This is a genomic window from Halosimplex salinum (assembly GCF_003730195.1).
In the GTDB taxonomy this organism is placed as follows: Archaea; Halobacteriota; Halobacteria; order Halobacteriales; family Haloarculaceae; genus Halosimplex; species Halosimplex salinum.
Genome location: NZ_QWGG01000009.1, coordinates 129,478 through 152,521 on the forward strand (window position 1 = coordinate 129,478; position 23,044 = coordinate 152,521).

Annotated in this window: 22 protein-coding genes; 9 read left to right on the forward strand and 13 right to left on the reverse strand. The window is 65.2% G+C overall.

The features are described 5' to 3' along the window. Positions 1-53: 53 nt before the first annotated feature. The 3 genes from D1409_RS19590 to D1409_RS19600 all read right to left on the reverse strand — a co-directional run bounded on the left by D1409_RS19590 (position 54) and on the right by D1409_RS19600 (position 1,529). A complete protein-coding gene (locus D1409_RS19590; RefSeq protein WP_123538682.1) occupies positions 54-635 on the reverse strand; it encodes a DUF2150 family protein in 582 nt (193 codons plus the stop codon). 376 nt (positions 636-1,011) lie between these two features. Further along, complete coding sequence (locus tag D1409_RS19595; RefSeq protein WP_123538683.1) at positions 1,012-1,227, reverse strand: hypothetical protein; 216 nt, start codon at positions 1,225-1,227, stop codon at positions 1,012-1,014. A gap of 68 nt (positions 1,228-1,295) precedes the next feature. After that, the gene (locus tag D1409_RS19600; protein ID WP_123538684.1) at positions 1,296-1,529 is read right to left on the reverse strand and encodes a hypothetical protein; all 234 of its coding nucleotides are present in this window, start codon (positions 1,527-1,529) and stop codon (positions 1,296-1,298) included. A gap of 144 nt (positions 1,530-1,673) precedes the next feature. On the opposite strand from D1409_RS19600, the gene D1409_RS19605 reads away from it, so the two are divergent. After that, on the forward strand, positions 1,674-2,033 hold the full coding sequence (locus D1409_RS19605; protein WP_123538685.1) for a winged helix-turn-helix transcriptional regulator: 360 nt from the start codon (positions 1,674-1,676) through the stop codon (positions 2,031-2,033). A gap of 41 nt (positions 2,034-2,074) precedes the next feature. On the opposite strand, the gene D1409_RS19610 is transcribed toward D1409_RS19605, so the two are convergent. The 3 genes from D1409_RS19610 to D1409_RS19620 all read right to left on the reverse strand — a co-directional run bounded on the left by D1409_RS19610 (position 2,075) and on the right by D1409_RS19620 (position 4,656). Further along, the gene (locus D1409_RS19610) at positions 2,075-2,923 is read right to left on the reverse strand and encodes a TatD family hydrolase (RefSeq protein WP_123538686.1); all 849 of its coding nucleotides are present in this window, start codon (positions 2,921-2,923) and stop codon (positions 2,075-2,077) included. A gap of 82 nt (positions 2,924-3,005) precedes the next feature. Then, positions 3,006-3,896 (reverse strand): RAD23 family protein, encoded by an 891-nt coding sequence (locus tag D1409_RS19615; RefSeq protein WP_123538687.1) that lies wholly within the window; start codon positions 3,894-3,896, stop codon positions 3,006-3,008. Positions 3,897-4,164: 268 nt separating this feature from the next. Further along, on the reverse strand, positions 4,165-4,656 hold the full coding sequence (locus D1409_RS19620) for an NYN domain-containing protein (protein ID WP_235853632.1): 492 nt from the start codon (positions 4,654-4,656) through the stop codon (positions 4,165-4,167). A gap of 147 nt (positions 4,657-4,803) precedes the next feature. On the opposite strand from D1409_RS19620, the gene D1409_RS19625 reads away from it, so the two are divergent. Together D1409_RS19625 and D1409_RS19630 are read left to right on the forward strand one after the other, a co-directional pair. Continuing rightward, positions 4,804-5,601 carry an ATP-binding cassette domain-containing protein gene (locus D1409_RS19625; protein WP_123538688.1) on the forward strand — a complete coding sequence of 266 codons (798 nt, stop codon included), beginning with the start codon at positions 4,804-4,806 and terminating at the stop codon, positions 5,599-5,601. An 85-nt stretch (positions 5,602-5,686) separates the two neighbouring features. Then, positions 5,687-7,144, forward strand: coding sequence for an aryl-sulfate sulfotransferase (locus D1409_RS19630; RefSeq protein ID WP_123538689.1), 1,458 nt, complete (start codon positions 5,687-5,689; stop codon positions 7,142-7,144). Positions 7,145-7,176: 32 nt separating this feature from the next. Here D1409_RS19630 and D1409_RS19635 read toward each other — a convergent pair whose 3' ends face one another. The 4 genes from D1409_RS19635 to D1409_RS19650 form a co-directional block, all read right to left on the reverse strand. Next, positions 7,177-9,687 carry an efflux RND transporter permease subunit gene (locus D1409_RS19635; RefSeq protein ID WP_123538730.1) on the reverse strand — a complete coding sequence of 837 codons (2,511 nt, stop codon included), beginning with the start codon at positions 9,685-9,687 and terminating at the stop codon, positions 7,177-7,179. A 176-nt stretch (positions 9,688-9,863) separates the two neighbouring features. After that, entirely contained in the window at positions 9,864-10,970 is a 1,107-nt protein-coding gene (locus tag D1409_RS19640) for a metal ABC transporter permease (RefSeq protein ID WP_123538690.1), read from the reverse strand. Continuing rightward, on the reverse strand, positions 10,967-11,782 hold the full coding sequence (locus D1409_RS19645) for a metal ABC transporter ATP-binding protein (protein ID WP_123538691.1): 816 nt from the start codon (positions 11,780-11,782) through the stop codon (positions 10,967-10,969). The genes D1409_RS19640 and D1409_RS19645 overlap by 4 nt, the downstream gene beginning before the upstream one ends. Next, positions 11,779-12,855, reverse strand: coding sequence for a metal ABC transporter substrate-binding protein (locus tag D1409_RS19650; protein WP_123538692.1), 1,077 nt, complete (start codon positions 12,853-12,855; stop codon positions 11,779-11,781). Before D1409_RS19650 ends, D1409_RS19645 begins: the two co-directional genes overlap by 4 nt. Positions 12,856-13,142: 287 nt before the next feature. On the opposite strand from D1409_RS19650, the gene gcvT reads away from it, so the two are divergent. From gcvT to D1409_RS19670, 5 genes are all read left to right on the forward strand, one after another. After that, positions 13,143-14,240 carry a glycine cleavage system aminomethyltransferase GcvT gene (gcvT, locus tag D1409_RS19655; RefSeq protein ID WP_123538693.1) on the forward strand — a complete coding sequence of 366 codons (1,098 nt, stop codon included), beginning with the start codon at positions 13,143-13,145 and terminating at the stop codon, positions 14,238-14,240. Then, a complete protein-coding gene (gcvH, locus tag D1409_RS19660; protein WP_123538694.1) occupies positions 14,237-14,620 on the forward strand; it encodes a glycine cleavage system protein GcvH in 384 nt (127 codons plus the stop codon). The genes gcvT and gcvH overlap by 4 nt, the downstream gene beginning before the upstream one ends. A gap of 276 nt (positions 14,621-14,896) precedes the next feature. Further along, positions 14,897-17,410, forward strand: a complete 2,514-nt coding sequence (locus D1409_RS19665) for a DUF5059 domain-containing protein (RefSeq protein ID WP_123538695.1) — start codon at positions 14,897-14,899, stop codon at positions 17,408-17,410. Positions 17,411-18,183: 773 nt separating this feature from the next. Further along, positions 18,184-18,705: a hypothetical protein gene (locus D1409_RS24790; protein WP_164471797.1), complete on the forward strand. Its 522-nt coding sequence runs from the start codon at positions 18,184-18,186 to the stop codon at positions 18,703-18,705. 231 nt (positions 18,706-18,936) lie between these two features. Continuing rightward, positions 18,937-20,184, forward strand: coding sequence for a serine hydrolase domain-containing protein (locus D1409_RS19670; RefSeq protein ID WP_123538696.1), 1,248 nt, complete (start codon positions 18,937-18,939; stop codon positions 20,182-20,184). Positions 20,185-20,485: 301 nt separating this feature from the next. On the opposite strand, the gene D1409_RS24795 is transcribed toward D1409_RS19670, so the two are convergent. Further along, the gene (locus tag D1409_RS24795) at positions 20,486-20,743 is read right to left on the reverse strand and encodes a hypothetical protein (protein WP_164471798.1); all 258 of its coding nucleotides are present in this window, start codon (positions 20,741-20,743) and stop codon (positions 20,486-20,488) included. A 178-nt stretch (positions 20,744-20,921) separates the two neighbouring features. Continuing rightward, positions 20,922-21,296, reverse strand: coding sequence for a hypothetical protein (locus D1409_RS24800; protein ID WP_164471799.1), 375 nt, complete (start codon positions 21,294-21,296; stop codon positions 20,922-20,924). 212 nt (positions 21,297-21,508) lie between these two features. Here D1409_RS24800 and D1409_RS24805 point away from each other — a divergent pair, with 212 nt between their 5' ends. Next, positions 21,509-22,339, forward strand: a complete 831-nt coding sequence (locus tag D1409_RS24805) for a hypothetical protein (RefSeq protein WP_164471800.1) — start codon at positions 21,509-21,511, stop codon at positions 22,337-22,339. Positions 22,340-22,469: 130 nt separating this feature from the next. Here D1409_RS24805 and D1409_RS19675 read toward each other — a convergent pair whose 3' ends face one another. Continuing rightward, entirely contained in the window at positions 22,470-22,790 is a 321-nt protein-coding gene (locus D1409_RS19675) for a hypothetical protein (RefSeq protein WP_123538697.1), read from the reverse strand. Positions 22,791-23,044 lie beyond the last annotated feature (254 nt).

Genomic DNA, 23,044 nt, shown 5'->3' on the forward strand with positions numbered 1-23,044 from the left:
ACCAACGCCGCGCGGTCGGTCCCGGCTCGGGGACAGAAATCGAGATCGGGTGCCTACTCGTCGTCTTCTTCGACGACTTCCGGGTCTTTCATCGCCGTCTGGAGGCTGTCGAGTCCGTTGACCCACTGGACCACCAGACCGGGTTCGAGTTCCTCGGCCATCGCCGGGTCGAACTCCGCGCCGTCGAGGATCAGCGTCCCCGCCTGCACGCAGTACGACAGCGCCGCGTCGAGGTCGTCCTCGGACTCGGCGTCGGCCGCCGCGGTGACGTAGTCGCCGATCCCCGCCTCCTCGGCGGTGCCGCCGACGACGAACTCCTCGGCCGCGTAGAAGACACAGACCAGCGAGGTCTGGACGCTGTCGACGAGCATCAGCGCTTCCTCGTCGTCGAACTCCGGCTCGGCGAGGACGACCTCGCGCATGTCCTCGATCTCCGAGAGCGCGTCCTCCTCGTCGAGGACGTCCTCCTCGAAGTCGGAGACGACCTTGACCACCGCGATGGCGGTGTCGTCCTGCATGTTCCAGAGCAGTTGGGCCGTGTCGTCGTCTTCCGGGTCGAGCTCCTCCTCGTCGATCCTGTCCAGCCAGTTCTGCCACCGTTCGGGCGTGTAGTACTCCCCCGGCTGATTGCTCATACAACTCCGTTCGTCGCTCTGGTGATATGGCTTTCGACCCACCTTTTTCCCGCTCGGGTGTCCTCGCTCGCTACGCTCGCTGCGGGCACCCTCGCGGCAAAAACGTGGTCTCGTCGAGCGAAGCGAGACGAGGCTCGAAAGACGAGCGTCGCGAGTCTTTCGGTGGCGAAAAAGGCGAGCGCTCACTCCGTTCGCGCTCGATGAACCGGCGCCTCCGGCGCCGGACGTTTTTCGGCGGACCTGCCCTTCCCCGGGTCGGCCGACGAGACGGCCTCCCGGCCACCGCGACCGCATCACCTCTCGACCAACGCACCCGCACCGCTTCGGCCACCGCCACCGCACCGCTTCGACGACCGCACCACGACGCTCTCCCTCCTCAGTATTCGTCGTCGTCCTCGATATCGGCGTAGAATCGCAACAGCCCGCACTCGGGGCACGCGACCGTCTCCACGTCCTTGCGCTCGTTCATGCCGAGTTTGCCGAGCAGTCCCTCGCGCTTCTCCTCGGTCTTGACGTGGGGCTCCCACGCGTCGTTCATCCCGAACTCGACCGATTCCATCGACACGCCGCAGTCCGGGCAGCGCCGTTGCATACCGACGAATTCACACAGGGACTCCGAAAATGCTCCGGCCTGCCCGAGCACTCGAACGCGACCGGCAGTCAGCAACCGCAGTCGTCGCCGCAGCCACCGGGAGCCAACCGTTTCGTCGCCGTGTACAGTCCGCCGCCGAGGACGACGCCGGCAGCACCGACGAGGAGTTCGGAGGTCTTACCGAGGACCGGAACAGCCACCGCGTCGCCGGAGAGGAGCGTGCCGATACCGAGTCCGACGACGAGCGCGGCCGCGAACAGTCCGATCTTGTCGGGACCGACGGACGGGAGCGAGGCGTTCATACGAACGTCTGCGGACGGTCTCCCCTTAGTTCCGAGGTGAGCGACCGCTGACCGGGTGAGCGCGTGCTGCCCCGGCCACACCGGGTCGTCGGGCGACGAGTCGACTGGCCAACCTATTCGTACCCGGGGGTCTATCGCTCGGCCATGACCGAGTCCGACGACTGCGTGGCAGGGTGGTGTGCCGACGAGGAGTGGTGTGCGATCACGTGCGCGGCAGGGGTCCTGAGCGGCAAGTGGCATCCCGTCGTCGTCCACCGGCTTCTGGAAGAAGGGGCGCTCGGGTTCAACCGCTTACAGGAGTCGGTCGGCGACGTGTCGAGTACCGTCCTCTCGGACACGCTGGACGGCCTCGAATCCGACGGCGTCGTCGACCGGACGGTCGTCAGCGAGAAACCGTTTCGCGTCGAGTACTCGCTGACCGACCGCGGCGAGGACCTGCGACCCGTCGTCGCCGCGCTCCACGAGTGGGGTGAGGCCCACGCCAGAGCGACCGGGTGTGACTGACACCAGGTCCGACCCGAAATTCGACAGCGCCACCTCATTGCCTACTCCAGCGTTCCCTCGGTGTCGATCCCGTACACCGATGCGGGCGTGTCGACGTGGGCCTGCTCGACCGCTTCCTCGTGGCCCTCCTCAAGCAACCACCGCACCCGACGCGGGACGGTCTTGACCCCCAGCACCGCGCCCGGCCGGTCCGGGTCGTCGATGTAGTCCGTCTCCATCATGAACGGCTCGTCCTCCTCGATAGCGACCGTCAGGTCCTCCTTGTTCGAGATGACGCTCTTGGTGATGCCCCGCAGGCGCCCGCCGGAGTAGTGTTTGACGACGCGCTCCGGCGCGAGCCCGCGGGATTCGGCCCACTCCGCGACCTCACTGAAGTCCTCGCCGCCCTCGGCGTGTAGCTGGATGGCACACCCGTTCTCCGCGGCGAGGTCGAACCCGTGCCGCATCACGTCGTTCGACGCATCCCAGACGGCGTCGCTCACATCGTAGTGGGGGCGCCCGGACTTGAGCGCGAGCGCCGGGCCGTCGGCGACGTACTCGGCGGCGGCGTCGAGTCCGGTCTGCATCAGATCCCGCGCTTCCTCGGGGTCGCGGCCGTCGTCGACCAGCTGTGAGACCAGCGCGGGATGGACGCCCAGCACCGGCCAGGCACGACCCGGGAGTTCCGCGGTCGCCCGCTCGACGGCCCCGACGGTGAGGTCGAACACCTCGCGGAACTCGTCGGCGTCGCTCGGGAGCGAGTCGAGGAGGTGCCAGGAGGGTTTGTTCACGACGAGGAGGTGCGTGCCGCCGTTGTCGGCGAACTCCGCGGCGGCCTCGACGCCCCGCCCGTGGACGGGGTCCAGGTGCATGTGGTCGTCGAGGACCGGCGTGTCGAGGTCGGCGTTCATGTCCCGGTCTGGGGCGCGCCGTCGCAAAAACCGATCGCTGTCCGCCTCCCGACCGATCGCCTCCACCGCAGACCCGACGCGGTCAGTCGTTCCCGTAGACGCCACAGAGGGTGCCGGTCACGTACACCTCGTTGTCCTCGGTCGTCTCGACGCCGATGCCGATCCGGGAGGCGTTGGCGTACGAGAGGCGCTCGCGGAACGGCCGCGCGTCCGTCCACGACTCGAAGATGGCGTCGGCCACCGCGGCCTCGTCGCCGTTGTAGCGGGTGCCGTTCGACGTCTCGTAGGCCTGCCCGGCGTACGTCTTCCCGAGCACTTCCAGGCGATTCCGCGTCGGCGTGACGATGTACTGCGCGCCGTCTTTCTTGAACTTGCAAGTCTCGAACAGTTCGGCGTCGCGGTAGCGCTGCGCGCTGGAGCGGTTGTCGATCCGGTGGATCGTCTCGCCGAGGTCCGCCATGTCCACACTATGGGAGGTCGCCATCCTGTCGAGTTTCCCGACGACGCTCCCGTCGGGATGGCCGAACGGTCGCAGTCCCTGCTCCGCGCGCCACTCGTCGACGTTCCGCCGGAGATGGCGCTCTATCTCCTCGGTGTCGAACCGCCGGATCAGCATCGGCGTCCGCGTCGGCGTCGAGGTGGGACCCGGTGTCACCGTCGGTGCTGGTGTCCCCGTCGGCGTCGGCGCCCTCGGTGTCGCCGTGGGCGTCTGCGCGGGAGTCGGCGTCGCAGTGGGCACGGCCGTGTCTGTCCCGGCCGCAGTCCCCGCCCCGGTCCTGGTGGGCACCGCTGTCTGAGCAGGTGTCGGCGCTGGCGTCGACACCGGGGTCGCCGTCGGTCCGGGGTCGGCCCCGTCACCGCTTCCGGGAAGGAGCTGGCCGCTCCCGCCGCTGACGGCGAACCCGAGGACCGCGCCGACGAGGAAGACGCCGAGTACGGACGCGGCGAGCAGGCGTCCGTCGACTCGAAGCATATCCGACGATACCCACAGTTCCGGTTAAAGACTCGCCCCCAATTATCACGCCTTGAACGCGAGCGGCCGAGAACGGCCGACGCGCGCGGTTCAGATACACGCCCGCCGCTCACAGCACGCCCGCCGCGACGAACCCGACGAGCACTCCGAGGACGAGCGCCCCCGCCAGCAGTCCGACGAGGACTCGACGGTCGATCCGGTACATACCCCGTGGATCGAGAGCCGCCGAGTTACCTCTTGCGTCCGGCCTGTGAATCCACACGGACCGCTACTCCAGCGTGATGGACTCGTGAGCGGTGTTCCGCAGCGCGTCGGAGCGGCCGTGCTCGCCCGGCGCGATGGCGATGGTCGCCAGCCCGCGCCGCCCGGCGGCCTCCAGGACCGGTTTGAAGTCCGTGTCCCGGGAGGCAACGACCAGCACGTCGATGGCTTCCTCGACGGTCGCGGCTGTCGCGTCGACGCCGAGGCGGACGTCCACGTCACCACTGGTCGACACGACTTCGAACCCGCGGGCCTCGGCCGCCTGGATCAGCCCCGCGGGCGCGTTCTCGTTGAGGTAGAGTCGAGCGATCGAGAGGTGTCCGTACCGCTCCGCGCCCGCTCGCACGTCGTCGAGGTCCACGTCGAACTCGTCTCGAAGCACGTTCGGACCGTCCACGAACAGGCCGACCCGCGGCTGGTCGTGCCCGCGCTCCCGACCCTCGGAACCCGACGGACCCGCGTCCGAGTCGTCGCCGAACAGCCGCCCCAGCAGACTCATTGGCCGCGATTGGCCGCCGCTCGGTATAGACGTGACGTTTCGGGGGACCGGGGCGGACCCGCGCCGGTCGACACGCGAACCAGCGTCGGCGCCCGCGACACTGCCGGGCAAACGCATAGATGGCCGAGTCCCGAACGGAGAGACACGATGCCCGACAGCGCCGACGACCCCGTCCTCGAGGTCGAACAGCTCTCCGTGGCCTACGGGAGCGTCGACGTGCTCGACCGACTCGACCTGCCCGTTCGGCGCGGCGAGCGACTCGCGGTCGTCGGCGAGAGCGCGAGCGGGAAGACGACCCTCGCGACGGCGCTCGTCGACGGCGTCCCCGGCCCCGCCCGCGTCTCCGGGTCGGTCACGTACCGCCCGGTAGACGGCGACCCCGTCGCGGTGTTCGACCTCGACGACGACGCGCGCCAGCAGTTCCGACGCGAGACCGTCGCCGTCGTCAGCGGCGACGCCGGCGGGTTCGAGCCCACGAGGACGGTCCGCTCGCAGTTCCGCCCGGTCCTTCGGACGACGGGCGACGGGGAGGAGCGGGCAGCGACGCTCCTCTCGGCCGTCGGCCTCGACGCCGAGCGCGTCCTCGGCGCGCGACCGGGCGACCTGAACCGCGGCGCCGAACAGCTAACACAGGTGGTCCGCGGCGTCCTCGCGGACCCCGCGGTGCTCGTCCTCGACGCGCTCCCGGTCGCTGTCGACCACCTCGCGCGCGGCGACCGACTCGCCACGCTCGAAGCGGCGGCGCGGACGGGCACCGACTCCGGCGGCGAGCCGACCGTCGTCGCGCTCGGGAGCGAACTGCCCGCGCTCGCGACGCTGGCCGACCGACTCGCCGTCCTCCACGACGGGCACGTCGTCGAGGTCGGGCCGGTCGATCGGGTGCTCGACGACCCGACACACCCGCACACGCGGACGCTCGTCGAGTTCTATCGCGGGTCGCGCTGACCCGCTCTCGGACTGGCGGCCCTCGTCAGCGGACCGGGCGCGGAGTCGTAACGGTGTTAACCCGGACCGACGCATGTGCGGGCAGATGCGCCGAACTCTCCTCCCGACCGCGATGGTCGCGCTGTTGCTGGTAGTGCCCGTCAGCGCCGCCGTCGGTGGGGCCGTAGCGGTCCCGGGGGCCGAACCCGGATTCGCCGACGGCATCGCCGCGACGGACGCCGCGCTACAGGAGCGGCCCAACCCCTGCGTCGGAACGATGGAGCGAACGCCGAACCAGTCCACCCTGTTCTCGATACAGGGCGCCCGCGGCGGCGACAAGACATCGGCCATGGTCGTCAGCGCCCGTCCGAACGGGTCGATCGTCGGCGTCCACAACGACACCGCCGCCGGCCGCTGGTGGAGCTACGACATCGACGTGCTCCCCAACGGCAACATCCTCCAGCCGACGACCCAGTCCCGCCACACCGTCATCGAGGAGATCGACCCCGAGACCGGCGAACACGTCTCCGAACGGGACTTCCCCGAGGCGTTCGACACCCACGACGTCGACCTGATCAACGGCGACGAACTCCTCGTCAACGACATGAGCCAGGACGGCGAGGACCGGGTGTTCGTCTACGACCTCTCGCGCGAGGAGGTCGTCTGGGAGTACTACTTCGCGAACTACAGCGAGCACTACCCCGAGTCCGGCGGCGGGGAGTTCGGCGGCGACTGGACCCACAACAACGACGTCGAGCAGATTTCGGACGGCACGTTCATGGTCTCCGTCCGCAACTTCGACAAGGTCGTCGCGATCGACCGCGAGACCAAGGACGTCGAGTGGACCCTCGGCGAGGACGACAACACCACGATCCTCCACGAACAGCACAACCCCGATTACTTCGAGGGCGAGGACGGCACGCCGACGGTCATCGTCGCCGACAGTCTCAACGACCGCGTCGTCGAGTACGAGCGCGAGGACGGCCAGTGGAACCGGACGTGGGTCGTGCGGGGCGGCGGGCTGAACGAACCGCGTGACGCCGACCGCCTCCCGAACGGGAACACGCTGATCGCCGACCGCCGCGCCCACCGCATCGTCGAAGTGACCCCCGAGGGCGACGTGGTCTGGGAGATGTACTCGCCGTTCCAGCCCTACGACGTCGAGCGCGTGGGCACCGGCGACGAGTCGAGCGGTCCGACGATGGCCGACGCCGGCGCCACCGGCGTCGTCGAAGCGACCGGGAGCGCCGACTTCGACACCGCCGACGTCGAGGCCTGTTACGACTACCTCACCTCCTTCGAGGGCAGTCGCCTGATCCCCGACGACGAACTGGCGGCCATCACCGACCCGTCGTCGACGGACACCATCGACACCGAGTCCGAGAGCGACACGGCCGGTGGTAGCGACGGCGGCGACGACTCGGAGACCGAACCGAACGAGAGCGAGAGCGTCCTCGGGACGCCGACGGACGCCTCGGGCCCGACACCGCTCGGGACCGTCCTCGCGCTCGCGGCGGTCGCGGCGCTGTTCGTCGGCGCGCTCGTTCGCCTGCGACGGCGATAGAGAGAAGAGCGGGGCGGTTCCCGTTTTCCCGTTCAATCCTGTGCCATCGGCGTGTCGCGCGTCGGCGACTCGCGTCGGATAGCGTCGAGGCTCCCGTAGTTCGCCCACGTCAACAGCAGACTCGGGAGGACGAACACGGCGACGACGAACGACAGCGACAGCGCGAGGACGACGAGCGTCCCGAAGCTCTGGATCTGCGGGTGCGGGTGCAGGAGGAGCGCGCTGAACGCGCCGACGGAGGTGAGCGTGCTCCCCAGCAGCGCGCCGCCGGTGCCGGTCACCGCCGTTCGGAGCGCGCCGGTGACCGTCTGGCCGCGCTCTACCTCCTGGGCGAACCGGTCGCTGACGTGGATGTTGTAGTCGATCCCGATGCCGACGACCAGACTCAACAGGAGGGCGGTCAACAGCGTCAGCGGGATCTCGAAGATCCACATGCCACCGATGACCAGCGCGATGACGAGCGTGATCGGGACGGCGGTGAGCGTCCCCAGCGTCGCGCTCCCCGTGACCAGCCTGTAGACGAGGGTCAGCAGGACGCCGACCGCCGTCAGCGCGATGACGAGCGTCGTCAGGATGCTATCGGCGGTCTGGGCGGACTCGGCCGCGTTTATGGTCCCGGAACCGACGGCGATGGCGGTGACGCCGTCACCGTCGGCCGCCGCGGCGACGTCCCGCATGCCCTCGGCCTGACCGGGGTAGGTCGCGTCCGGCCGGATCGGGACAACCATCCGAAGCGAGCGGTACTCGCCGTCCTCGCGGTCGACGACCTGACTCGCGGCGTCGGGCGCGGCGGCGTAGAGGTCGTCGTACAGCTCGGCGACGTTCCGGTCGGGGACGCCGTCGCTGTCGGTGTCGGCGTCGCGATAGGCCGCGGCGAACGCCTCGTCCTCGGCGGCGACCGACTGCATGACCGTCAGCGGCGAGGTCAGCGGGACGGAGCCGTCGCGCTGGTAGACGACGTCGCTGTCGGCCGCGGCGTCTTCGGCGGCACGGACGCTCTCGAGCGCCATCGGGTCCGTCACGTCGCCTTCGAAGAGGACGTTCGCACGTCTGCGGGTGTCCTCGTCGGCGGCCCGGTAGTTCTCGTCGACGAACTGGCCGTTTCGCTCGGCGTCGGTGACCTCCCAGGCCAGCGGGCCGGGGAGCTCCTGCTTCCACTCGGCGACGTCGCCGTCGCCCTGCTGGAACGCCTGCCGGTCGAGGTCCGTCCACGCGACGGCGCCGGCCGACCCGGCGACCAGCGCGAGGACGATGACGGCGGGGGCCGCACGCTTCGCGAGCGTCGCCCCGCTGCGCAGGAACGGTTCGAGCAGTCGCGTCTCGCCCAGCGGCTCCTTGCGCCGGTCGAGACCGACCCGCTCCAGCAGGCCGTCGATCGTGATCTTCAGCGCCGGGACCAGCGTCAGCGAAATGACGAACGTCGACAGCACGCCCAGCGTGATGCCGAACGACAGCTCCTTGATGATCGTGAACTCGTTGGTCGCGTTGGACATGAACCCGACCATCGCGGTCATCGTCACCAGCGCGAGTGCCACCGCGACAGACGAGATGCCGCGGAACATCGGGTCGCGGATATCCTCGGTCTCACCTCGTTCCTCGCGGTACCGCATGAACACGTGGAGCCCGTAGTCGACGCTGAGCGCGATGATCAGGACGGGCCCGATGATGATCGTCATACCGGCGGGGATCTCGAGCCAGCCGAGGATGCCGAACATCCACAGCACCGAGAGGACGACCCCGGTGAAGCCGACGACGACGTCGACGAGGTCGCGATAGGAGAAGGCGAGCACGACGAGGATCATCAGGAGCGCGACCGGCAGGATCAGCGTCATCATGTTCTGCTGGGCCTGGCGGTTTATCTCCGCGCTCGCGTGCTCACCGTTCGTGAACACCTCGGGGTCCTCGTGCTCCTGAGCGGCCTCGTAGAGCGCGGCCGTCGCAGCCGACCGACGCTCGTCGTCGGCGGCGAACTGGAACACCATCCGGTGGCTGTCGGCGGTCGCCGTGCCGGGTTCGTACTCGCTCGGCAGCAGCGACAGCGCGGGCGACTCCGCCGAGAGCGTCGCCGCGACCAGCTGTTCCACCTCGGAGTCGCTGGCGCTCTCGAGTGCGGTGATCTGTTCCTCGAGGGTCGCGTCCTGGGAACCGGCCGCACGCTTCCCGACCAGGTTTGCGACGCCGACGACGTCGCGGTCGCCGAGACTGGTCGCGACCGACTCGTTGTCGCGGACGGTCTGCTGGTATCTGAGCGACGCCAGCAGCGTCTCCTTCGAGAGCGCGTCGCCCTCGTCGCGGACGTAGACGGCGACCGGTTCGGTCGCGGTCCCGTTTCCGTCGCTGTGGTTGCCGTAGCTTTGCTGGATGTACTCCATCTTCTGGGCGACCTCGGTGTCGCCGACGGCGCTACTCCCGTTGGCTTCGCTCTCCAGCTGGAGTTGCGTCGTCCCCGCGGCGACGCCGGCCGAGGCCAGCACCAGCAGCAGGATGACGATCAGGTTGTGGTCGGTGACGAACCGGAACACGCCGGCGAGCGGATCGTTCATCGACATCCCTCCCTGGCGCGTCGTTCACCTCTCACCGGCCGGAAGCGGTCGGTGGAGGGGGGACCAATCTTCGTTCGAGCGGGCGGTCGCAGACACATTGCGACCGAAGCGTCGACCGGACGTTCCGTATAAATGGGATCACAGTTTCTGGGTCAGAAACTGTGCGAAACGGGCGGTCAGTCCGAGGGCGTTTCGGCGTCGTCGACGTCGATACTGCCCATCTCCGGCGTGCCCTCCTCGCCGAGGACGGTCTGGAGCTTCCCGACCGCGACGGCGACGACGTAGATAGCGACGGCGACGAGGACGACCACCCCGCCGGCGGTCGCGCCGGCGTAGTAGGAGACGCCGATGCCGACCAGGACGGCGAGTTCCGCGAGCACGACCGAGACGAGCAGCGCCTCGTCGAAGCTCCGGGCGACCTGCGAGGCGCCGGCGACCGGCACGACCAGCATCGCGGCGACGAGGATGACGCCCATGATCTGCATCGCGCCGACGACGACCATCGCCGTCAGCATCACGACGATCCGGTTGTACCAGTCGACGGGGATGCCCGACACCTCGGCGGCGGTCTCGTCGAAGGTGACGTACAGCAGTTGATTCCGCGTGACGGCGACGACGGTGACGATGATCGCGAACAGGACGAGCAACACCGCCGCGCTCTGGGAGGTGACCGTCGAGAGGTTGCCGAACAGGTACTGGTCGACGCTGACGGTCAGCCCGCCCGCGTTGACGCTGATCAGCGTCGTCCCGAGCGCGAAGCCCGTCGAGAGGACGATGGCCATCGACACGTCGTTGTACGCGTCGGTCACCTCCGAGATGAGTTCGATACACAGCGCGGCGATCATCGCCACCACGACCGCAGTCAGGTACGGGGTGACGCCGAGGTCGATGACCGCGTTGAGGAACAGGCCGACGGCGACGCCGGCGAAGGCGGTGTGGGCCAGCGCGTCGCCGATGAGCGCGAGCTGGCGGTGGACGAGGAAGGTCCCGATGAGCGGCGCCATCACGCCGATACACAGCCCAACCAGGATCGCCCGGTGCATGAAGCCGTACTCGAGCACCTGCAGGCCGGTCTGTTCCGCCACCCAGCCCACGGCGCCCGACCAGACGTCCAGAATCCAGTACAGGGGCGCGAGAACCGTATCGAGCGGGCTCGACTGGAGCACCGCGTCGAACGGGGTCGACTGGAGCGCGGTGACGGCGGCGAGGGCGGAGTCGGTCGTCAGCGCGAGCAGGGTCGCGAAGAGGCGCGCGACGTCCAGTGCGACGAGCGCCCCGGTCATCGCGACTCACCCACGGCGGTCGCCGCGGTGCCGAACGTCCGAACGAGGGCGTCGCTGTCGACGAACTCGTCGGTCGGACCGTCGAAGTACACCTCGCCGTCGAGGCAGACGACGCGGTCGGCGTGCTGGGTCACGGCGCTCAGGTCGTGCTCGATGAGCAGGACGGTGATCCCCTCGTCGTTCAGCGACTCGAGGAGGTCGTAGAACGCCTCGACGGACTCGGCGTCGACGCCGACGGTCGGCTCGTCGAGGACGAGCAGGTCGGCCTCGCCGGCGAGCGCGCGAGCGATGAACGCCCGCTGGCGCTGGCCGCCGGAGAGTTGCGTGACTCGGCGGTCGGCGAACGCGCTCATCCCGACCGTCTCGAGCGCGCGGTCGACGATCTCCCAGTCGTCGGCGACGAGGCGACCGAACCCCACGTGCGGGAATCGACCCATCTTCACGACTTCGCGGACGGTGATCGGCATCTCTTTCGAGGAACTGGCGTGCTGTGCGACGTAGCCGATCCGCTCGCCGTCGTCGAAGCGGTCCGCGGGCTCGCCGAACAGTCGGACCGACCCCGTGTCGGGTTCGAGCAGGCCCAGCATCAGCTTCATCAGCGTCGACTTGCCCGACCCGTTGGGACCGACCACCGCGACGTACTCGCCGCGATCGATCGACACCGAGATGTCCTCGACGACCGGCGTCGCCGTGTAGCCGAAGTCCACGTTCGAGACCTCGATCACGGATTCGGTCGCGCCGTCGACGTTCGCGTCCGTGGTCGTGCCAGTCGCGCGCGACCCAGCCACGGACGCGGCGTCGTCGGGACTCATTCGAAGTTCCTCCACTCCTCGCCCCAGCCGTCGGGGCCCGCCTCCTCGGGGGATTTGTTCCCGAGGACGACCTCGAAGGTGGGCATGTTGATGTTGTAGGCGATCTCCTCGTAGCCCCAGTCCTCGGCGACCCAGTCCTCGCGGACGCCCGCGTAGGGAGTCACCGGGAAGTACGCCTCCACCCGGGTCTCCTCCAGCAACTGCTTGGCCGGCCGCCGCGACTCGAAGACGCCGTTGGCGACGTACTCGATGTCGTTCTCGTCGATGACCTGCTTGGCCTGCGCGATGTCGTCGGGCGCCACGTCGCCGCTGGCGGCGAGGTTGGTGACGAGCGGGCGCATCCGCACGCCGTAGCGCACGCCGATGTACTGGAAGGCGTTGTGCGCGGCCAGTTGCACCACGTCGCGCTCGGCCGCGTCGAAGATGGCCTGGTAGTCCGCGTCGATCCGGTCGACCGTCTCGGACTTGTACGTCTCCGCGTTGTCGCGGAGAGCGTCCTCGTGGTCCGGCGCGAGGTCGACGAGACCCTCGGCGATGTTGTCCACGGACGTCTTCGCGCGCTGGGGGTCGAGCCAGAAGTGCGGGTCTTTGCCCTGTTGCCGGCCGACGCCCTCCTCGTCCGGGTCGAGCGAGGCGGCCAGGTCGACGAGTTCGACGCCCTCGCGCGCGTTGATGAGTTGCGTGTCGACCTCGTCGTCTCTCAGCGTCTGGATCGCGCGGTCGGCCCACGGCTGGAACCCGTCGCCGACGTGGAGGAACGCGTCCGCCTCGATGATGTCCTGCGTGACGCTCGCGTTGGGCTGCCAGCCGTGACCGTGCAGGCCCGTCGGGACGAGGTTCTCGATCGTGATCGGCGTCCCCTCGGCGACGTTGCGCGCGAAGTCGTAGAAGCTGAAGAAGGAGGCCACAACGACTGGGCCGCCGTCCGCTCCGCTCCCGCCCGGGCCGCCCGCTCCCGCGGTCGACCCACCGATACACCCTGCGAGTCCGCCGAGGACGGCGCTCGACCCCGCGGCGAGTACCTGCCGCCGGGTCGGACGCGCCCCACTCGGCGCTCCGTTCGAGTCAGTCATTACCACGAGATAGGAGCCACCAAGGCAATAGTGTTTGCGGTCGAACTCTAGGATTAGACGGTTCTAAACCTCTCGCGATCACCGCCGACGTGGGCTCGAAACGTCCGTTCAGTGGATCCGGATCCTTCGTCGGAGTCTGCTCGGCGGGCGCAGCGCTCGCCGGCAGGGCCCGAGTTCGATATAGTCGCATAGGGTTGAGAGCGTCAGACGCCGGGTGGACGGGGGGTCGTCTCTCACACGCGCGTGCGACGACAACAGTTACGTCGCTGGCGGGCGGAAATCGGGGTATGACGCTCAGACAGCCGCCGCTCGCGGCGGTTCACGAGGCGAGCGGTGCGACGCTCACCGAGTTCGGGGGGTGGGAGATGCCCGTCGAGTTCGACTCGATCCGGACCGAACACGAGGCGGTCCGGGAGTCGGTCGGCCGGTTCGACGTCTCCCACATGGGCCAGATCACCGTCACCGGCCCCGACGCGCTCCGGCTCACCAACCGACTGGTCACCAACGACGTGTCGGACCTCGACCCGGGGGAGTCGAACTACGCCGCGCTCACCGACGACCGCGGCGTGATGCTCGACGACACCGTCGTCTACCGGCCGCCCGGCGACTGGTCGGTCGACGCCGACTACCTCGTCGTACCGAACGCCGGCCACGACGCGGAGACGGCCGAGCGCTGGCTCGACCACCGCGAGGCGTGGGGGCTCGACGCGACCGTCGAGAACCAGACCGAGTCGTTCGCGATGGTCGCCCTCCAGGGGAGCGACGCCGAGGACCTCCTGAGCGGGGAGACCGACGCCGACCTCGACGAACTCGGCCGGTTCGAGTCCGCGGTGGCGACGGTCGCGGGCGTCGAGACGCTCGTCTCCCGCACCGGTTACACCGGCGAACCGGGGTACGAGCTGATCTCTGCGTGGGACGAGGCCGAGACGGTCTGGTCCGCGCTCGAGTGTCAGCCCTGCGGGCTCGGCGCCCGCGACACGCTCCGCCTGGAGATGGGGTTTCTCCTCTCCGGGCAGGACTTCGACCCCGAGGACGACCCGCGGAACCCCTACGAGGCGAACATCGACTTCGCCGTCGACCTCGATTCGGAGTTCGTCGGCCGCGACGCGCTCGAAGGGGTCGACGTGGAGGGGCCCGACGAGGAGCTCCGCGGCGTCGAACTGGTCGACCGCGGCGTCCCCCGTGAGGGCTACGCGGTCACGACCCCCGACGGCGACCACCTCGGGACCATCACGAGCGGAACGATGAGTCCGACGCTGGGGACTGGTATCGGCCTCGCATACCTCCCCGTCGACCGGGTCGACCCCGGTGACACCGCTCGAGTCGAGGTCAGGGGCGAACCGAAGAAGGCACGTATCACCACCACGCCATTCCTCGACAGATGAGCTTCGACGTTCCAGACGACCTGCGCTTTCTCGACTCCCACGAGTGGGCGCGGGTCGACGACGACACCGCACGCATCGGCATCTCGGACTTCGCACAGGACGAACTCGGCGACGTGGTCTTCGTCGACCTCCCCGACGAGGGCGAGGCGGTCGCCGCCGGCGAGGACTTCGGCGTCGTCGAGTCGATCAAGGCGGTCTCCGACGTCTACGCCCCCGTATCGGGGACGGTGACGGCCGTCAACGACGACCTCGTCGACGCGCCCGAACTGATCAACGAAGACCCCTACGGCGACGGCTGGCTGATCGAAGTCGAGGTGAGCGACGACGCCGAACTCGACGACCTGCTCTCGCCCGACGAGTACGGCGAACAGATCGCCTGAAGCGGGCCGGTCACTGGTCCGATCCGAACGAGCGCGCGAGTTCTCGCGAGTAGCCGATCCCGGCCGATATTTCCCACTTCGCTCCACTCCCAACCGCTGAACCACCGATGTGGCCCGTTCGATCCCGCACTCGTAAACCGTTAGCCGCGATATCAAATGACGTTCGAGGCGCCCACGGGGGGCACAGTTCAGTCGAGTCTGACGCTCGCGACCGAACATGTTTAGGTCGGCCTAAAGATCGGTGTGCTTATGTCGGTTTAGGTCGGCCTAAACGGCATGGAACGGAGCAGACGCGACGTACTGGCCGCAGGGGCGTCGATCTTCGCGACAGCGGGTATCGCCGGGTGCAACGGGCTGTCGGGGTCCGATGGGACCGACACGAGGGACGCGACGGGCTCCGGTGGCACCGGCGACGGCGCGTCGTCCGAGAGTGGGACCCAGGGCTCCGACGGGTCTTCGGCGGCCGTGACGGCCGATGTCGCCGTCGCCGCCGAGTGGAACGCCATGCGTGCCCGGGTATGGGACGCCCTCTCGCTGGGGCTCGCCGGTGAAGCGGACGCCGGCGCGTCGGTCGCCCAGTCCACGTTCGCGCGCTTCGAGGAAGCGAGCGGCGAGTACGGCGCTCACGAGACGCTCGAACACACCAGCGAGGCGAACTACGAGGAGTTCGAGGAAGCGCTGGGCGAACTACGGAGCGAAGGGCTCGAAGCGGACGATACCGAGCGCACCCGCGAGGAAGCGTCGCTCGCGAGTACCCAGCTCGCCGAGGCACAGCGGACCGTCACCGGCGACTCGACCGCGAACGCCCTCGACCTGCAGTTGCTCGGGGCGAACGCGCTGAACGCCGCCGCGCTCGCCGCAATCGACCGCTTCGACGGTGCCGAGGCCACGGTGGACGCCGTCCTGACCCGCTTCGAGGAGGTACCCGCCCACGACGCCCTCGAATCCGCGGACGCCGAGTCCTACGAGGCCTTCGAGACCGCACTCGAAGCGGCGGCCGCCGCCGCCGAGAGTGGCGACGTCGCCGCCGTCAGGTCGGAAACCTCGACGGCCTACCAGGCGGCGATCGACGGGAGTTACGCGCTCGCCGACAGCGAGTCGGCCGCTGGCGCCGGGCACGTCGCGACGCTCCAGGCCCGCGGCTGGGACGCCGCCGCGCTCGCCGCGGCGGGCGGCCCCTCGACGGACGTCGCTCACGCCGCCGGACTGACGCTGTACCGCGCTCGCACCGCCGACGCCCGCTGGCTCGCGGCCCGCGGCGAGACCGACCGCGCGGCGACGATGGCGAGCGACGTCTTCGCTCACTTCGAGGGCGCCCGCGCCCACGAGGCGCTGGAGGACGCCGACCACGACGCCTACGAGGGGTTCGAATCGGGACTTTCGGCCCTCCGGTCCGCAGTGGAGGAAGCGGACTCGGCCGGCATCGACGACGCGCTCGCCGCGGTCGACGAGCACCTCGTCACCGGGTCCGAGGCCCTGGCCGGGGCGGCCGCCCCGCTGCTCGAAGCGGCGTTCTTCCGCGCCCGACTCGCCGACGCCCGCGAACGGTACCGACTGGGGGACACCGAGGGTGCCGCCGCTATCGCTCGGGACCTCTTCGAGCGCTTCGAATCGAACGAACTCGACCTCCACGAATCGATCGAGTCGACGAGCGAGGCGCTCTACCACGAGTTCGAGGAAGAGCACCTCTCTGGACTGGTCGACGCCTTCGAGAACGGGGACGACGAGGCCGTCGCGACCCACGACGAGGGCGCCCGGTCCGCGCTCCTGGAGTTCGAGACGAGCGCCGGCACGGCTGCCACCGTCAGCGGCGCCGAGGCCGCGTTCGTCGGTGCCCGGGGGTTCGACGCCGCCGCCCTCGCCGCGCTCGGAGAGACCGACCGCGCCGAGGTGATCGCGCAGGACACCTTCGAGCACTTCGAGGCCGGCGCCGGCGGCTACCACGAGGCGCTGGAGGACGCCGACCACGACACCTACGAAGCGTTCGAGGAGCGGCTCGGTTCAGTCGCGACCGCCGCGGCCGAGGGCGAGGACGTGTACTCGGCCAGTCAGTCCTTCGGCGCTTCGGCGCTGGAGTCGGCGTACGCCATCGTCGAGCACGCGGGCGGGTCGACCGGCGGCGCGGCGGCGACGCTCGTCGGAGACGCCTTCGCCCACTTCGAGGAAGCGCGCGTCCACGAACTGCTGGAGGAGGCCGACCGCTCCGCCTACGAGAGCTTCGAGCGCCGGCTGGACGCGTACGCGACCGCTCTGGAGGACGGTGACGACGTGGCGGGCGCGGCCGAGTCGTTCGCTCGCGCCGCCCAGTACGCCCAGTTCGCGCTCGTCGACAGCGTCGAGGAACTCCCGCTGGACCTGCGTGTAGCCGGATCGAGTGGTGACGGTGGGGGACACGACGAGGACGGTCACGGCGAGTCCGAACTGCAGGGCGGCCCGAACGTCGTCGACGGCGTGCCCGACAGCGCCGACCACGTCGTCGACATGGCGGCCGTCGCGTTCGGACCCGCGGAGCTGACAGTCGAACGGGGCGACACCGTCGCCTGGAAGCACGTGGCCGGCGAACCTCACAGCGTCACCGCCGTCGAGAGCGAGGTCCCGGCCGACGCCGACTACTGGGCCTCCGGCGACTTCGACTCCGAGGAGGACGCGCGAAGCGGATGGGAGGAGGGGACCGGGGCGGTTCAGTCGGGCCAGTCGTTCGTCCACACCTTCGAGACGGCGGGGACCCACGAGTACCTCTGTATCCCGCACGAGGCCGCCGGGATGGTCGGATCGGTTACCGTGGAGTGAGCCCGGAGCTTGGGGTGGCCGGATCCGTGTCGTGAGTCCGCTCTGGCAGTGAATGGGGCAGTCCGGGTTCGGACCGGCGGCTTCGGGACGGTCGTGTCTCTCCCGGACTCGGCGCTGGTCGTTCGCTCCGATAAAATGCGTTGCAGAGGTTCGGAGTTGCTTCGTGTACCCCTACCCGAAGCCCCTCCGAGTGCCTACCCGTGATTTTTCGGTTTCTGGCATAAGTTTTCTGAATGTACTGTCACCTGAACTGGTCACTGTCTTTCGTCGTCTGAAGGGGTAGTACTGCTTCTCGACTGGTTACTGGTTGTTTGGGTCCAAGGTTCGGAGCCGTTCTTTCATCTCGTCGGATTCGATGATTTGAGCAGTCTCCGCGAATACCTCGATGAGCGATAGCAGAGCATTTCGTACACACGGTAGCGAATTCTCGGACTGAGTCAATGCCCGGAAGTACAGTCTTTTTAAAAGTCCTATGCTTGCCTACAGCCTATAGAAATCAATACCCACCTCAAAGGATCGTACCTGCTCAGATATGCACACAGGCCGATTTATATTGTATGCATCTTGTTGCGAGTAATATTCTTGACGCGGGACTGTGTGGATGAACATCGAGGGGGATCCGTTTAGCGAGGTACTCGGACACCGCACAGCGCCATCGGGGTGGTCGCGTCCAGCTGGGCGCGGTCGAACCGGGTAGAATATCCGAGATTACGGTGAGAACCGGACACCATTGCAGGGATAGTATTATAAAATATTAGAAGGTATGCGGGGTCATGTGGGAGCCTATTCTTCGGATTATAGCTATTCTTCTTACTGTTTCAATTGCTTTGGCCCCATGGTTATATCCAAACTATTCGGTTTTCTCACGCCGTTTTGTCACTGGAATTGAAAAGCTACAGACACCTCGAGTTACGGACGAGGATGTTGAAGCAGGGTACATAGAACGCGGAGAAACGGGGTTTTCAGAAATTAAGTTGGCATCAGAGCTAGCTTATGGTCTATACGAAGATGTTGAACGTATCTGGTTAGTCTGGGGGGCACCGCCTGCTATCGTGGATTTTGCTCGTCAAGATGCAGATCTTGGTGGATTTGGAGACAATGGTTTAGTTTATGCTGAGAAGTCTGATAGTGAAACGATTAGATTAAGATATCGGCCTGGAAGTCCACAACAAACGCGTCGTTTGGAAGATCTTCGGGCAGGCGGAATGCTTGTTGCTCAGCAACGTGGGCAGAGGCTCACAGGAAGTCTAGCCATCCTATGGGCTTCAATCATGATCGTAGTCGTTGCATTTTGAAGCACCAGACGGCTTCGTTGATTCCGACTTTAGGGGAAGAACCGGACACTAATTTCAGCCAGCTACGTGGCGAATTCTCTGTTCACTACAACCTGCAAATTGACTATCGAGAGTTATTTCAGGTATCGATGATGTTCGCAACCTCCTGCTGAATACATAGCGTATATCGTTCGATCGCCCACACTACTATTGACTGTCACAGTTATCGTTTCAGGGGACGTAGCAGATGGTATGTCAAATATTAGCGCGCCGTCCGCAGACGCCGTGACAATCCACGGCACTGTCGCGCCCGGGTTCGATCCGGTCCGTGAAGTGTTCGCGGAGAATTTTCGCGACCGCAACGAATTGGGGGCGGCCGTCGCCGTCTACTCTCATGGCGAGCCAGTCGTCGACCTCTGGGGTGGCTACCGGGACACCGACCGCGAACACCCCTGGGAGGCCGACACGATGGTCCTCGTGGCCTCGGGGACGAAGGGGATGACGGCGGCGGCCATTGCTGTCGCGCTCTCGCGGGGGTTGTTCGCGCTCGACGACCGCATCGCCGACTACTGGCCGGCGTTCGCCCAGCACGGGAAGGGGAAGGTCACGGTCCGACAGTTGCTGAGTCATAAGGCCGGTCTCGCGACGCTCGACGGGCGCCTGTCGCCCGAGCAGATCGCCGACACCGAATTCCTCTCGGACCTGCTCGCGAGCGAGGAACTCGACTGGGAGCCCGGCACCCGCCAGGGCTACCACGCGTTCACTTTGGGCTGGTACGCGAGTGAACTGCTCCGCCACACCGATGGACGGACTCTGGGCCAGTTCTTCGCCGAGGAGGTGGCCGAGCCGCTCGACCTGGAATTCTACATCGGGCTCCCCGAGAAGATTCCAACCGAGCGCGTGGCGGAACTCGATGCATTTGGGTATCTGGATATGCTTTTGAACCTCCGGACGCTGTCGCCCCGGTTCGTCCTGTCGTTCTTCAACCCGTGGTCGGTGACGAGTCGGGCGCTGAACGTGCTCGATACCCGGCGGCCGGCCGACCTGAACAGTCCAGAATTCCGTGCGGTCGAGATTCCCTCGGGCAACGGCATCGGGACGGCCCGCGCGATGGCACGACTGTATGGTGAACTCGCGACGGGCGGCGAAGTGCTGGGTCTCGACGAGGACGTGTTCGCGGAATTGATCGCACCCCCGGTGCCGCCGTCAGGTGCCCGGCGGGACGTGGTCATCGGCATGGAGACGGCGTACGCGATGGGGTACTCGAAGCCGTCGCCCGACTTCCGGTTCGGTACCTCAGACGCCGCGTTCGGTACACCCGGCGCCGGCGGCTCGTTCGGGTTTGCGGACCCCGACGTGGAACTGGGCTTTGCCTACACACCCAACCGATTGGGCCTCCACCTGAAGGACGACCCCCGGGAGGTGGCACTCAGGGAAGCCGTCTACGAGTGCATCGAACGCCGGAGCTCGGAGACGGATTCACCTCGTACCCGACCCTGATTTTCTAACTGATTCGATAAAGCTGCGAATACAAGTCCCCGGAAGATTGCTGTCGCCTGCATGGCTCTGCTCTGTATTCAGCACGCTATCTCTGACAGAGATCATCTATATCGCTAACCGGTGTGTTACTTCGTCCCCCTGTACTGACCAGATCCGACTTTGGTACCAGAATCGGACACTATAATCAACCTCAGAATGTTCGAGTCTACACAATAGAATCGAACGTTTCTGATGACCGGCTTCTACAGTTTGCGGATTACTGGATACTGCCCAAAAGTTGAATGAGCTGAATCAGTCATTTCTATTCATCGTCAACGTAATTGACCGTCACCTCGACATCATCTCCAACCCCGACTTCCTCTGTGATTTCAACCGTCTCCAATTTCACCAGACGAGCCGCTAAGAACAGTACAATACCAAATTCCAATAGACCAACTACTGACCCGATTAGCCCTGTAAATCGAGCTAATATCCCTACAAACGCAAGTATTACACCAATTGATTCGATGATGTCGCGTATCGTCTTCATTTCTCCATAGTTTTCTGACTCAACGACCAATATCGGACGAATCCCCTCACGTCTCAAGTGCATGTCTGGAAATGGTGTTTCAACATTATCGGCTAGTCAATTATTAGATTTAGCCATGAGAGCCATCCAAAACTCCTGGTAAAGCGTTCTATTTGTGCTAGTTAGACCCGACTCCTTACCAAGAACAGGATACAAATTCTCGTAATCTTCACTTGAGGGCTTCCTTGAGGGGCTCATGGGCCATACTTTCGGGAGTATCTTCAGCACGGCCAACAATGGCTAGCATTTTCAGAGGGCCTCGACCAACGTAGACTTCGCCGCGTTGTTCTTGATGGCCGGATTCACGATGGGTCTCTTTACTGTCTTCTGGCGGATGCCAGTGCGTATTTGGATGTTTATCTTCAGGAAAATCGAGTGTATACTGACCACCTCCTGGGCCTGAAACCCGTATTTCGATCCCATCTTTCGATTCGATCACCGCATCAACAGTAGAAATATTTGTATCTCGTTCTTCTGCTGTCGCTGTCCAGAAGATAGTATCACCAACTTCCAACCGTTCTAACACGGAGTACAGATCCGTCATGACAATTATGTGTGGGGAGGGCGTAATCAATCTATCCCTGCACGGAATATATCCGGTTTTGTGGGGAGAACCGGACATCCCAGAGTTGCAAAAATGAGGTCGTTCAGTATCATCAGACACTCTGAGAACTTATCTCCGTGATTTACGGTCCCCTCTTTTATTGGTTACCAATAATAAGAGGTAAGTATCGAGACAAAATATTGGGCTCTGGTATGTCACTCCTCGAACTCGATTTTCTCAATGAGTTTAGGGAGAAATCCCGAATTTGGTGGTTGAAGTGGCTCTTTGCAGCCATATTTGTATTTTCCACTAGCTTCTCATTTTTTGGGTTCTTCGACCTTGCACCAACCTTCATATTTGCTGGAGAAACAACTGAGATTCATACAAATCTAACCAGTGGAAGCATTGAAAGTGGGGAGTTTGTGGTTGAGGTTACCGAACAGTCCACTTTGCAGTCAGGCGATGCGGGAATTGAAATTGGAGGGATAGGATTCTCAATCAGAGAGACTGCTGTTCTTAGTCTGATACAAACATTAGTGGCTCTTCTTGGATTCTCTTTCTGCTCGTATTTGCTACGAGATAGGGGCTCTACGGTCCAAATTCGATTGTTAAATTCGGCAGTCAGTTCCGTAGGATCGTATGTTTTCATCTTCTGGTTACTAAAGAGCCAAAATGTCCTGATAAGAGGAGAGACAGGCGTTGAAAACGGGGTATTCTGGTTTGGGTTGCTTATCCACTACGTCTCAATAGCATCCCTACTGTATGTATACAGCGGAGAACTTGTAATTAGCCTCTATAGCCTTGATTCAGAGGCTGTAGGAATATATCTTCAACACCAAGGGCGTATAGCACAAGGTGTTCTGTCTATTGGTCTTGCAGTTGGAATCGGTGGAGCGCTATCGTTTGCTAGTAGTTCAACCTCAAATATCGTCTCTATCGCCTCACTTGTCGGGGTGTTTCTAATTCCACTGGCTGGGATAGCAACTCATCAATATTATCGAATGTGTCAAGTTGAAATTCAGAATAGGTGTCCATATCGCTAAAATTACGACTACAAAAGTACGGGACTATACTGTATTCAGCCCTTTCAAAAGTTAAACCGGGCAGATATGTACAGTCTAAATGGAAGTGATGTTTAGTGGCTAGGGCCGACTCCCGGGAGGAATAGAACCATCAGACCACCCCCAACACGTCGAGAGGCGCGATGTCGTCCGGCCGGGTGGTCCTATCGACCCGCGGCGGCGTCCACCCGTCATAACTGTCGCCTCCGGTAGCCCGTCTCTCCCGGTGGAACAGCTGGGCGATCATCCCGAAGTGGTGACAGACCTGCTGATGGCGCTCCACGGTTGACCCGTAGCCGACCTGTGACTCCGCCAGATCGTGCTTGACCATCCGCACGCCGGCCTCTCCAACGTCGTCGAGGATGCGGAGAAACAGGTCGTAGTCCTCGCAGAGCGTGAACTTCTCCCGATACCGATAGCGGTTCTCGAACATCACAGAGGAAAAAACAGCGCACAGCCGTCCTAGAGCTCCTCGACCGGCCACTCGGTGGGCTCGATATACTCACCGTCCGGGCCGATTTCGTTGGCGTACTTCTTCAGCTGACCGATGAGCGCGGCATCCGCTCCGTCGAGAATGTGGCGCTGGTAGTCGAGACGGCCGGCACAAATGGGTCTGCATTCCGGACTCGCTCGACTATTATCGAGAATTCAATCCTACACGCTCTCTTCGGCAAAGGGCCCGCTCGG